Source organism: Clostridium sp. OM02-18AC (assembly GCF_003481825.1).
Lineage (GTDB): Bacteria > Bacillota > Clostridia > Lachnospirales > Lachnospiraceae > Brotaphodocola.
In genome coordinates this window covers 75644-89660 of sequence record NZ_QULW01000005.1, presented here as the reverse complement: position 1 = coordinate 89660, position 14017 = coordinate 75644, and the positions used below count along the sequence as shown (strand labels likewise).

Below are 14017 nucleotides of genomic sequence, written 5' to 3'. Positions count from 1 at the left end.
GTCCATTGCGTTTTCCGGTAACGTCGTTCATTTTCTGACAAAAGCATGCACGGAAATGACAAATATTTTTTTTGTCTTGTCATCCGTTATTCCAAAGTCTCCGAACCCGTGACTTCCCTGTTCTCCCCGGTCTGCACAGTTCCAGGCGCAGCCAGCGCTCCTAACTGTCCAAGCATCGTCCGCGCAAGCTCCATCATCGCCACGCAGTCCTTCTGTTTATTTCTGCGGTCCACATATAAGAAATACGGCTGCTCCGTCATGGCAAACTTCAAATCTCCGCCATAGGAAGCTACAAAATCCGGGATTCCCTCTGTATTTAACTTCGCATTCTGGTACATGGTAAGGCGGATTTCCTGCCGGTTGATGCGCACCTCGGTCACATACGCCCTGTGCGCCATCGCTTTTAAGAGCGCTACCTGCAAAAGATTTGCCACCGCCTTCGGAATATCGCCGAAACGGTCCAGCAGCTCATCCTGCATGTCCAGGTACTCTTCCTCATTCTCAATGCCGGAAATACGCTTGTACACATCCAGCTTCTGATACTCATTCTTAATATAGGAAACCGGAATGTAGGCATCCACATCGCACTCCACCGTGGAAGTAAAGTCTTCCGTCTCGTCCCGGCGCCCCTGGATCGCCTGCACGGCCTGGTTCAACAGCTTACAGTAAAGATCGTATCCCACCGCTTCCATGTGCCCATGCTGCTCCGCACCGAGGACATTGCCCGCGCCGCGGATCTCCAAGTCCCGCATGGCGATCTTGACACCGGAGCCAAGCTCCGTAAATTCACGGATCGCCTGCAGACGCTTCTCCGCCTCTTCTTTTAACAGCTTGTCACGCTTATACATCAAAAATGCATAAGAAGTCCGACTGGAACGTCCCACACGACCGCGCAGCTGATACAGCTGGGACAGACCCATGCGGTCCGCATCCTGGATGATCATGGTGTTGGCATTGGGGATATCCAGCCCCGTTTCAATGATCGTGGTGGATACCAGCACATCAATGTCGCCGTTCACAAAGTCAAGCAGGATCTGCTCTAACTTATGCTCCGGCATCTGCCCGTGCGCATAAACGACCGTGGCATCCGGCACCAGTTCCTGCACATGATGCGCCACTTCCTCGATGTCCTTTACCCGGTTGTATACATAGTAAACCTGTCCGCCGCGCGCCAGCTCCCGGTTCACTGCCTCGCGGACCATCTCATCGTTATGCTCCATGACGTAGGTCTGGATCGGTACACGGTCCACCGGCGGCTCCTCCAGCACACTCATATCGCGGATACCGACCAGGCTCATGTGCAGCGTCCGTGGGATCGGTGTTGCTGTTAAAGTCAGCACATCGACATTTTCCTTCATCTGCTTGATCTTTTCCTTGTGCGCCACGCCGAAGCGCTGCTCCTCATCGATGATCAGAAGACCAAGATCCTTGAATTTCACATCCTTGGAAAGCACACGGTGGGTACCGATGACAATGTCCACCTGCCCTTTTTTCAGATCCTCAATCGTCTTTTTGATCTGCCCCGGCGTGCGAAAACGCGACATAAGCTCAATGCGCACCGGGAAATCCTTCATGCGCTGCACAAAGGTATTGTAATGCTGCTGCGCGAGAATGGTCGTCGGCACCAGGTATACTACCTGCTTGCTCTCCTGCACCGCCTTGAAAGCTGCGCGCAGGGCAATCTCGGTCTTGCCATAGCCCACGTCCCCGCAGATCAGACGGTCCATGATCCGGCGGCTTTCCATATCGCGCTTCGTATCCTCGATCGCCGTCAACTGATCCTCCGTCTCCTCGTAAGGGAACAATTCTTCAAACTCCTGCTGCCATACCGTATCCTCGCCGTACTGGTAACCGCCCAGCTCCCGGCGTGCCGCATAAAGCTGCACCAGATCCCGTGCGATTTCCTTCACGGCCGTCTTGACCTTCGCCTTCGTGCGGTTCCACTGCTCCCCGCCCAGCTTGTTTAACTTCGGCGCCTTCGCATCGGAGCCCGCATACTTCTGGATGCCATCCAGCCGGGTTGCCGGAAGATAGAGACTGCCGTTGTCCGCATACTCCACTTTCAGGTAATCTTTCACGACACCGTCGCGCTCAATCTTCTCGATTCCGCGGTAAATACCAAGACCGTGATCCTCATGCACCACATAGTCCCCCACGGAAAGTTCGGTGAAACTCTGGATCTTCTTGCCCTCGTACGAAGTCTTCTTCCGCTTGCGCTTTTTCTTCTCCTTGCCGAACATATCGCCTTCGGTGATGACCGCAAACTTGATCTGCGGGTACGCAAAACCGCGGTGCAGGTTTCCGAAGGTCACCAGGATCTCGCCCGGCTGCACCTGCCGCTCCTCATCGTCCGTGCAGAACGCACTTAAGTCATACTCCCGCAGGTCCTCCGCCAGACGGCTGGCACGCGTGCGGGAACCCGACAACAGGATCACCCGGTAGCGTTCCTTTTTCCAGCTGGTCAAATCCTTGATCAGCATCTCGAAGCTGTTCTGGTAAGAATTCATGTTCTTAACATCGAACGAGAACCGCGCCTCGGTCGTCATGCCCGGAAGCTTCTGCTCCAGGCCGGTCAGATAAACCGTATCCTTGCGCTGCGCCCTTGCCAGAATCTCACGCGCCGGATACAAAAGCCCGGTCTGTCCCGGAAGCAAATATCCCTTCTCCAGACGGTGCTCCATACTCTCCCGAAACTCCAGCTCCACGGCCTCGCCCTGCTCCTTTAAGCGCAGCGGCTCATCGATAAAGATCATGCTGCGCTCCGGGTCAAAGTAATCCAGAAACGAAACCGTTTCCTTATTAAAATACGAAATCCAGGCATCCAGACCAGTCTGTGTCAGACCTTCCCCGATGCCCTCTGTCAGTTCCTGTGTAATTCTGGTAATGCGGTACGCTTCCTCGGTGCTTCCCTGCTTTCTCAGCTTTTCCGCAAAGGTCTTCGCCTCTTTGCGGATGCGCTCCACACCTTCCTTCGCCTGCTTCTTCGTCAGCACGATCTCCGTAGCCGGGTAGATGTCGATCTCATCTAACTGCTCGATGGAACGCTGGCTCTCGATATCGAACGTGCGGATGGAGTCCACCTCGGTATCCCACAGTTCAATGCGCACCGGAAGCTCCTCCGTCAGCGGATAAATATCGAGAATGCCGCCCCGCACGGAAAACTGCCCCATGCCGTCCACCTGCGCCATGCGCTCATAACCGAGCTCTGCCAGGCGGATTTTCCACGCCTCCAGATCCAGCTCCTGTCCCGCTTCCAGATGCAGCACCTGCTCTTTCATGCAGGCAAGCGGAAGCAAATGGTCCATCAGGCCGTCCATAGTGGTCACCACCACGCCGCCCGCATCCTCCATCAGATGACGCAGCACCTGCAGGCGCTCCCTTGTGATCAGGTTTCCATGGATATCCGCACTGTAAAACAGCAGGTCCTTCGCCGGATACAGCCACGCGTTCTCCGTAAAGCATCCGAAATCCTCATAAATCTCTTTCGCCCTGGCATCGTCATAGGTCACAACCAGCTTCCATGGACACTCCGCCATGGTCTCGTGCATCAGGTGCACCTTCTGGGAATCCAGACAGCCGCTGACCTGCACCGGTCCCTTCTTCTTTTTCAGACTCTCCTGAAGCTGTTCAAACTCCGCCAGCTCTGTAAGTGGATTTGCAAATCCTCTGCTCATGATACCTACTCCGCTTTCTTTTTGGCGTTATAATGATTCATGGCACGCTCCGCTCCTGTCGTCATCATCATGACAGCCGCCTCAGCCGCCTCTTGAAACGCCTCATCCATCACCTTCTGCTCCTCCGCGCCAAAGCGGCTCAGCACATAGTCCGCCAGATCCATCTTCGGCGGCTTCGCGCCGACGCCAACCTTAATGCGCGGAAACTCCTGCGTCCCCAGGTGCGCGATGATGTTCTTAATGCCATTGTGCCCGCCGGCACTTCCCTTTAACCGGATGCGCAGCTGCCCCGGCTCCAGGCTGATATCGTCATAAATGACAATGATCTCCTCCGGATCGATCTTGTAATAATCGACCGCCTCCCGGATGCTCTCGCCGCTTAAGTTCATGAAGGTCTGAGGCTTTAAAAGAAGCACCTTCTCCCCCTCGATCACGCCCCTGCCGCACAGCGCCTTGTGCTTGCGGTCGCTCACATCAATATTATATTTGTCCGCCAGCACATCGATCACTGAAAAGCCAACATTATGTCTCGTTTTATCGTATTCCCGTGTGGGATTCCCAAGTCCTGCAATTAAATACATCATTTTATCCTTCCTATAGTTGTTCAGCAATAACCCGGCACCGTTTTTTACAAAACGCGATTCCATATGCCAGAATATCACTACGACCGTCCTTTTTTAAACGGTCCGCATATCTTCGGTCTTTAATCTGCTCCATCGCCTTTTTACAGGCATTTTCCAAACCGGAAAAATCAGATGCGTACTTTAACTCAATCACAATTCCCATATCCGGATCTTCCGGTTCAATCAAAATATCACTGAATCCATCGCCAGACTCTGCATTTGACAAGATCAGCCAGTCAGACTCACTGCGCAGCAAGCCAAGCAGCAGCCCATGATAAAATATTTCTTTTTCCTCATTTCGTGCCTTTGTATCCAAAATGCTGATCATATTGTTCAGAATCCTTGTTAACTGCTTTTGAATTTCATCGGAATCCCGCTCCAGAAATGCCTTGCAAAATGTCTGCATGGATCCCGTTTCTTTTCTGATTTTTTCTTTAAACCACTCCTGTATCTGGGTGATATAAACCTCCCGCACCTCTCTGTTTGGAATAGCCAGCCGATAAATGCCATTTACAGGTTTTCCGATCCTTGTCAGATAACCGGTCGTAAACAGCACACTCCATAAATTGTCAATGCTCTGATCAATCTCGTCATACGTTAATTCCAGACGTATTTCTTTTTCCACGGATTCCCCGGCAATCAGTCGTTCCATTTCATCACGCGTTGTCTTATCTGCCCTGTTCACAAACCGCTTCACCAGATCATTCCCGCTGGTATTGATCCAGTAGGATTGCGGCTGCGCCCCCGGTTCTCCGCGAAGCCTGTCCACATGATTGATCACATCCCATGGACAATAAACATCTGCACCGCCAATATGATATCCATCGTACCATTCTTTTGTTTCCGCCTGATGTTCTTCCAGGTGATACGTCTCCAACAATTCTGACACTTCCTGTTCCGTAAAGCCAAATTGTTCATCAAAACGGGCATCCGTAATAGCGAGTACTTTAAAATTATTCAGTCCTGTAAAAATACTTTCCTTCGATACCCGCAGACATCCCGTCAATACCGCAAACTGCAGCGCATCATTGGTTTTTAAAGCCTGTCCGAATACTCCACGGATCAGGGAAACCATTTCCTTATAATAACCATGCTGGAATGCTTTGTCCAGTGGAACATCGTATTCATCTATCAATATTATGGTTTTCTGTCCGTAATGCCTGTATAAAAGCTGTGACAGCAGCTGCAGACTGGACACAAGAATTGTCTCATCCATAGTATAACGCCCATGGTCAAGCGCAATCAGGGCCTGATACCTGCTTTTTTCATTTTCAGAAAGCTTTTTACTATCTGACAAAAATAAAAAGCGTTCCGCTTCCGCAGCAACCAGTTCTGTCAGGCGATACTTTGCATCTGCAAAAGTAAGACCATCCACATTCTTTAAAGAAAAAAACACCACCGGAAACCTTCCCATATAGGCATTGCAAAGTTCCTGATTTTTTGAAATGTCCAAACCGTCAAACAAAGAACGATCTGCTCCTATTTCAAAAAAACAGCGAAGCATGCTCATATTCAAAGTCTTTCCAAAACGGCGCGGCCTGGTAAACAGATTCACCTCTCCCCACTGTTCCAGAAGCTGCTCGATCAATGTGGTTTTATCCACATAATAAAATCCATCTTTCCGGATTTTCTCGAAGCTGTCTACCCCCACCGGCAATTTTAATAATGAAGATTTCATGGCTCACATTCCCTTCTATGCTGCTTTCTGTAAACATGGTTTTTATGAATATAGAATAGCAAAATTCGGAATGTATTGCAATGAGAACGGCTCGACAAACTTTTAGATACCAGAAAAGCACCGGGAGCATTCGCTCCCGGCGCTTTCTCTGTATTTCTTATGGTTGAAAACGATTCCATTACTTATCGTCTTCGCGTTTCTTGGTCACTGCCACAAATGCTGCAAGCATCATGCTGGACAGGAAGAATACCAGTCCGTTTGTTCCGCTCTGGCCGGTCTTCGGAAGTGCTGCTAACGGCACATCCTCATCATCGATCATAAGCAGATTGTCTGCTCCGTCTTCGTTCGGCAGGTTTGCTAACGGAACTGCATCCGGGTCAATGGTTACGGTTGTTGTTCCCGGGCCGCCGGACGGTGTAGAACCGTTGTCTCTCGGGCCAGAAGAACTTCCGCCGCCACCGCCAGAGGAGTTTCCGCCACCTCCGCCGCCATTGCCGCCGCCATTACTGTTGGCAGCCCACTGTGCGGTGTAAACAATGTCACCAGTTACTCTGGATTCAATGGTCTTATCCCAACCAGTGAATCTGTAGTTACCATTTGCAGTCTTGTCACCACTGAATCCCGGAGTCTGACTTCCGTAAGATACGGTGTAGGTCTGAGATTTGAAGGAACCATGATCACCAGGTGCATAAGTTACCTTGAATACCTGTTTGTAGTAAACCTTCAGTACCAGGCTGTTGTCTCCAGCAATTGTGCCTTCCAACACATTTCCTGCATTCTGGTCAAATACATATCCACTTGTCGGCAGATAAGTCTCTGCTGCTACAGTTGCCTTAGTATCAGTTGTACCTGCCAGAGTTTCGGTCTTGCTCGGAACTGTTGAATACTTGCCCTCATGCTCGTAATATACCTCTACCTTATAACCTGTGTCGCTATTTGCTGTAAACGAACCACTGATTACGACATCCTCAGCCGGCATCGTAAAGTTCTCGCTTCTGCTCCAGCCGCTGAATGTGTATCCAGGTGCGTTTGCCGCTTCTGCCACTGTTACTTCTGCTCCATACTTATAGGTTTCTACTGCCGGAAGGCTACTTGCCCCTACAGGTACCGTTCCTGTATACTCATAGGTTACCTTATAAGTATTTCGAACGTAGTACAGTTTCAGAACGAGACTTCCATCTCCAGCAATGATTCCGCTGCGTTGAGTTCCTTCTACATTTGCATCAAAGGTATAACCTTTAAAGGTTGTTCTCGGATTTGCGGTAGCTTTTGTATTAGTTTCACCTTCCAGGTTTTCTACAACTCTCTCTGTATAAGTTGTTCCATCCAGGTTCTGCAGATAATGAATTACTTTATATGGTGTATCACCATTTGCTGTAAACGAACCGCTGATTACAACATTCTCAGCCGGCATTGTAAATGTCACTGGCTTATTCCAACCACTGAATGTATATCCAGGTGCGCTTGCTGCTTCTGCTACTCTTACCCGTTCTCCATACTTATAGGTTTCTACTGCCGGAAGGCTACTTGTCCCTACCGGTACCGTTCCTGTATACTCATAGGTTACCTTATAAGCATTTCGAACGTAGTACAGTTTCAGAACAAGGCTTCCATCTCCGGTTACTGTTCCGGATGCTATGGTTCCCTCTACGTTAGAATCATAGGTAAAGCCTTCGTAGTTTTTCTGAGTTGCTGTTACGGTCGTATCAGTTGTTGCCTTCAGATTGTTATCTGTATCAGCAAGTTCATAACTTCCGTCCAGCGTCTCCTTATAGTGCTCTACCTTATAACCTGTGTCGCTATTTGCTGTAAACGAACCGGTGATTACGACATTCTCAGCCGGCATTGTAAAGTTTTCACTTCTGCTCCAGCCACTGAATGTATATCCAAGTGCGCTTGCTGCTTCTGCTACTGTTACTTCTGCTCCATACTTATAGGTTTCTACTGCCGGAAGGCTGCTTGCCCCTACCGGTACCGTTCCTGTATACTCATAGGTTACCTTATAAGTATTTCGAACGTAGTACAGTTTCAGAACGAGGTTTCCATCTCCGGTTACTGTTCCGGATGCTATGGTTCCCTCTACATTAGAATCATAGGTAAAGCCTTCGTAGTTTTTCTGAGTTGCTGTTACGGTCGTATCAGTTGTTGCCTTCAGATTGTTATCTGTATCAGCAAGTTCATAACTTCCGTCCAGCGTCTCCTTATAGTGCTCTACCTTATAACCTGTGTCGCTATTTGCTGTAAACGAACCACTGATTACGACATCCTCAGCCGGCATCGTAAAGTTCTCGCTTCTGCTCCAGCCGCTGAATGTGTATCCAGGTGCGTTTGCCGCTTCTGCTACTGTTACTTCTGCTCCATACTTATAGGTTTCTACTGCCGGAAGGCTACTTGTCCCTACCGGTACCGTTCCTGTATACTCATAGGTTACCTTATAAGCATTTCGAACGTAGTACAGTTTCAGAACAAGGTTTCCATCTCCGGTTACTGTTCCGGATGCTATGGTTCCCTTTACGTTAGAATCATAGGTAAAGCCTTCGTAGTTTTTCTGAGTTGCTGTTACGGTTGTATCAGTTGTTGCCTTCAGATTGTTATCTGTATCAGCAAGTTCATAACTTCCGTCCAGCGTCTCCTTATAGTGCTCTACCTTATAACCTGTGTCGCTATTTGCTGTAAACGAACCGCTGATTACGACATCCTCAGCCGGCATTGTAAAGTTTTCACTTCTGCTCCAGCCACTGAATGTATATCCAGGTGCGCTTGCTGCTTCTGCTACTGTTACCTGTTCTCCATACTTATAGCTCTTTTCTGTCGGCAGTTCACTTGCTCCTGACGGCACTGTTCCGCTATAAGTATAAGTGACCTTATAGCTATTCTTTCTATAATAGAAATTAATCTCATTCTTGCCATCTTCCTTAACAACAATTTGCTGTTGAGCATTACTTACCAAGGTATAACCAGGAACTGAAATTGCATTTTCTTTTATAATTGTTCCTGGTGTTCCTGCTGGTTGATTTTCCTTAGAAAACGCAACTTTCGTTGTTGTACCTTCCTCATAATAGTTAACCGTATATTTCAAGTCTGATCGCACATATTTCGCATAAAAATCAAGATTTGTGCTACCTACTTTATACGGGAACTTTACCGGGGTTCCAGTACATGCCTCATTGTCATACCAACCTACAAAAGTATAGATTTTGTTATTAACAGTCTTAGTAGCTGGATAATTTTTCTGAGGCTGTGTTTCACCTGTATTAACCTTAAAAGTCTTTGCCTCAACCTGATCGAACTGTGTAGCGCCTGCATCTAACAAATGATATTTAGCCGTTACTACTTTCTTGCAATTGATATCAATTGTGCAATCCACATGGTATCTCTCATTATCAGATATCTTATACGGTTTCAGTATAATACTTTCGACATCTGCACTCTCAATATCTACTCCAAGTTGCTGAGATAACTGCCCCTTCCAGTAGCTCACAATTTCATTCCATGCTTCACTGCCGCGCACCACATTGTAAGATGTACCAGTGCTTCCATCAGGCCATGCTACAACACGATTTGCTACATTATCATACGAATTCTTGCCAGTAAATGTTGCGCCAGTAAGATCGATTTTTCCGAAAGCATTTGATCCACCAAGCTGTTTTCCCCACTGATCCTTGCTATTAGAATCCTTATCCGATGTCGGAGTTTTAAGATAATAGAATTCTGTTTTATCGTAGGTATATATTCCAGTGACAGTTACAGTTGTTGATGCCGTCAAAGTACCAGACTGAGCTGCTATCGTCACAGTTCCCGGCTTTACTCCTGTTACCTGCCCATTTGCATTCACAGTTGCTATGCTGCTATCGCTTGTTGTCCATGTAATGATTGCATTCTGTGGTTCCAGTACTGTCGGAGTAATCGTTATATTCGAGTTGCGGACAACCGTCGCTGTTTCTGGAAGTTCTAACTTTGTCGCCGATACAATTTGGTCTTTCACAGTGATAGTTGCAGAATCCGATTTCAGCTTTCCATAATCATTGTAATAACTGCATGTAATCTCTGTTTTTCCAGCTGTTTTTGCTGTCAAAGTCGCTGTTGGTCTCCATTTATAACTATCAGTTGATTTTACATCTGCAATATCCGGGTTCGAAGATGACCACTGACCATCTCCATAAGCTTCTGATGTATAAATAATAAGACTATCGCCAACATAAATAGTCATATTTTTCAATTTTACATCTGCATCCCAATAATAACTACCTGTAACCGCATAAATCGTAAAGTGCTCTGCCTTAAATCCAACTTCGTCTACTGCAGTTCCCTCTACGTTCTGCTCGCCGACAGTCTCCAGCTTCAGTTCGCTTGCTTCTACCTCAGCTGCGTTTTCTGCGCTGAGTTTGGTTGCGCTGGTATCGTCAACTGCTACGATCTCTACGGTGTCAGCGGACTCGGACATTTCCTGGATCGGAGCGCCGGTGAAGGTTACGTCTACGTAGCCGTTCTCGGACCAGCTGTTGTCGAGTTTGTTTCCATCATAAAGAAGATTGATGTCGTATGCTAATACGGTGTTGACTGCAGCACCCTCGGACTCGCTCTCCATCTTTTCCTTGATGGTGTCGCCCAGTTCTGCGGTTACTTCGGTTACTTCAAGCTCGGTGCCTTCCGGAAGGATGCCTTCTTCTGCATGCAGGCTGATGGTTACGCCATCGCTGCTCACATAAGATGCGTTGAATTCCGGATGTGCCACGCCGTCGATCTCTTCCAGGGTTGCAACAATTTCCAGATCCTCGGTTACTTCTGCTACGGCATAGACATGCTCGTACTTTGTAAGGTTGGATGCGCTTGCTACGCCTGCTGCATCGACTTCTTCTACGTCTTCACCGTTGGCGGTTACTTCGGTGATCTCGTAGCCCACCTGCGGGTCTACTGCAAAGTACAGGGTCTCGCCTTCGTTTACGGTGTGTGCGCCTTTGATCGTTGCTGCACCCACCGGATCTACGGAGTAATCTACGCTGTACTGACCCTCTACTGCTGCCTCACCGGTCAGGTCCTCGGCCTTTACCACATACGCTCTTGCGTTTGCGCTGCCCCAGATGGTTACGGTGTTGTATGCCTTACCATTCAGCTCGCCTGCCAGTTCAATGGAGTCATCCTCCAGGAACTGCTCGTCGTTGTCAAAACCAATATTCTCGCTGCCGTCGTTGTCTGCCGGCTCTTCTCCGTTTGTTTCATCCGGAGCGGTAACGTCTTCAGTCGGAGCCTCAGTCTCATCGGTGAGCTCGCCGTCTGTCTCATCGGCTGCGGTGGTCTCGTCTGCCTGAGTCTCGTCTGCAATGGTTTCCTCCGTGCTGTCATCAGCAACGGTTTCTTCTGCGGTAGTCTCTACAGGAGCCTCAGTTTCTTTTTCCGGCTCCTCTGCTTCGGTCTCTTCCTCAGCGTCTGCTGCCGGAGCTTCCCCTGCTGCTTCTGCGCTGGTGCTTACACGGAATACCTTCTTTGCGGAGATGGATGCGCTTGCGCTTCCCTCTTCCGGAGTAAGTTCAATTTCTTTCTCAGCCTCGTCTGCTGCCGGTGCCTCTGCCTCGGTTTCCGGCTCAGTCTCTGCTTCGGTCTCGGCTGCTTCGGAGGTTTCTGTCTCAGCAGCTTTCTCTGCGCCGGTGGTCTCCTCTGCCTCGCCGTTCTCGGAAGCGTTTTCGCTCTCGGTTACGTCTGCTTCGGTCTCGGCTGCTTCGGTTTCGTCAGAAGTGCTCTCGGATTCAGATGTTTCGCCTTCCGGCTTTACAACCTCTGCCTGCGGCTTCTTTTCATCGTCCACCATGGTGGTGCCGCTGTAGTCTTCCGCGTTCTCCACGCCCTCTGCATCTTCGATGTTGGTGGTGTTCGGATTTACGGTGACACGTGCAGTTTCATATCCACTTACGTTTGCGCGGAAGGTGACTGCCATGTCGCTCTCGTTGATGAACAGGAATACCACATCGTCGGTGCCTGCGTTGTAGAATACCTGCAGATCTGTATGCTCTGTCGCATAACTGCTGTCGATATCTACATCGAGCTGATACACCTTTCCGGCCTTGCTTCCTATCAGCTTTTCATAGGAAGTCTTAAGGCTCTTTTGTTTTGCTTTCAGCTCCAGAGATGAAAAATCGAACACATCTCCACTTTCCAGAGCTGCGCTGATCGCATCCTCAAGTTCGCTGCTGTTAAGCAGGAACAGAGAGCTTTCTTCTTCGCCTGCCGCAAATGCTACGGTCAGGTTGGTGCCAAAGTTGGTCACAACCATGGCTACCGTCAGCATAAACGCCACGATGCGTTTATACTCGTGCCTGAGCATTTTTCTCAGGCCCAATGTTTTCGCTTCGAGTCCTTTCATACTTCTCTCTCCTTTTCCCTTAAATTTGACTATCTGAAGGTGAATAATAGTAAAAATCAGACAATGGTTTCATTGTCATTTTTAGTATACGCTGCCAGGCGTTACATGAACTGTTACTTTCTGCATTTTTCCTAACTTTTTTTCACAAAAATCAGTTTTCCCAGTCTGCCTGTGCGGCACGTTCCTGAGCCTGCGTTTCCAGTTCCTTGACGTTCTTTCCCATGTTCTTTTTTAAGCTGTCCCCGTTTACCGCCATGGCCGGTCTGCAGGCATAGTATACATCGATTTTCCGGCGGCGGTTGACGTTGTGGAAGTTTTTGCATACACGGTCTGCCGCGATCTTGCAGCCTTTCTGGTCGGTGCTGGTCACCAGGACCAGGAACTGGTTTTTGCCGTAGCGGGTATACAGATCGGAGCGGCGGACTGACCGGATAATGGAACGTTCCAGCCGCTGCCGTACTTCTTCCAGCTGCTCAGAGGATTCCAGCGGTTCTCCTTCCCGGTCGATGAGGGTAAAGAGTACCAGATGCGCCCTGGTATCTTCACGTCCCAGTACCCAGACAATATAACGGTAAATATCAATGAACGTCAGGTAATCGCACCGGGTTGCGCCAAATACATTCGGATCCGGTCTTAAGTGCTGCTGGATCTCATCGAGGTTGTTCATCTCGTACTGGATCATATTGCGGATGGCGCGGTAATGTTCCATCATCTCTTCCGACATGCTGATGCCGTACTCCTGTTGGGATTCCTGCGCGATCTGTTCGTAATACTCGACCGCTGTCTGATACTCCTTCATGGCGGTCAGGCATTCCAGTTTGACCAGCTGCCACTCCTCATACGGATAACGGCTCAAAGCCTGCTCACAGTACGGGAGCAGTTCCGTGTAACGATTCTGTTTTTTCAGCAGCCGGGTCAGTTCGCGCAGCACCTTAAAATAAAGCTCCTGATACTTCCAGTTTGCGGCAGAAACCCATTCATCCGCGATCATGAGCGGCAGGAACTCTCCTTTATAGAGGGCACAGGCTTCTTCCAGCAACGCGATCTCCTTCATCGGATCTTTTTCTTCCAGAGCTGCCATCACCTGCTTCTGGAAGATTTCCACATCCAGTTCCACATCGACATGATCTGCTGTCCACATGTATATGCCGCCTCTGGTGGAAATATACTCCCCATCCGGAAGTCCGGCCGCTACCAGGCTCTTTCTCAAACGGAAGATCATGGCGCGCAGGGAATTGGCTGCCTGCTCTGTGTCGCTGTCCCCATAAAGCTGCTCCAAAAGTCTGGTCCGGCGGATCCCCTCCCCGCGGCTGTAGATCAGAAGCATTAGAAGATGAAGCATTTTGCTGCTGAGACTCTTTCCCAAAAGGATCGGCTGTCCCTGATAGGTCATACTGAAGCCCCCGAGCATCTGGATATAGATCACATTCGGATCGTTCTGTGGTCTCTGCCATTTGGATGCCGTGGCTTCTTCCCTGTTTTCATCCTCTGTTTCATTTTCTGTCATTTCTGCCATTGCATTCTCGTTCTTGTTTTCCGTTATTTTCTCTGCCGTCTGGCGGTCTGTTTCCGTTACTTCTATGTTCAACCGGTCAAGGTCTTTTGTCTTTTTCATAATGTTCCCCTCCTTTTCCTCCAATATAGCGCGCAATTCCAGACGATGCAAGCACTTCGCCAGAATTGG

General features: G+C 49.1%; 5 protein-coding genes. All 5 read right to left on the bottom strand.

Annotated elements, in window-relative coordinates:
- Nucleotides 1–86 precede the first annotated feature (86 nt).
- Nucleotides 87–3674 carry a transcription-repair coupling factor gene (mfd, locus tag DXB18_RS05155; protein ID WP_118706395.1) on the bottom strand — a complete coding sequence of 1196 codons (3588 nt, stop codon included), beginning with the start codon at nt 3672–3674 and terminating at the stop codon, nt 87–89.
- 5 nt (nt 3675–3679) lie between these two features.
- Nucleotides 3680–4255 carry an aminoacyl-tRNA hydrolase gene (gene pth / locus DXB18_RS05150; RefSeq protein ID WP_118706467.1) on the bottom strand — a complete coding sequence of 192 codons (576 nt, stop codon included), beginning with the start codon at nt 4253–4255 and terminating at the stop codon, nt 3680–3682.
- 13 nt (nt 4256–4268) lie between these two features.
- Nucleotides 4269–5975, bottom strand: a complete 1707-nt coding sequence (locus DXB18_RS05145; RefSeq protein ID WP_118706393.1) for an AAA family ATPase — start codon at nt 5973–5975, stop codon at nt 4269–4271.
- A 178-nt stretch (nt 5976–6153) separates the two neighbouring features.
- Complete coding sequence (locus tag DXB18_RS05140) at nt 6154–12333, bottom strand: doubled motif LPXTG anchor domain-containing protein (protein WP_118706391.1); 6180 nt, start codon at nt 12331–12333, stop codon at nt 6154–6156.
- Nucleotides 12334–12484: 151 nt separating this feature from the next.
- A complete protein-coding gene (locus tag DXB18_RS05135; RefSeq protein ID WP_118540299.1) occupies nt 12485–13948 on the bottom strand; it encodes a BTAD domain-containing putative transcriptional regulator in 1464 nt (487 codons plus the stop codon).
- Between the last annotated feature and the right edge of the window lie 69 nt (nt 13949–14017).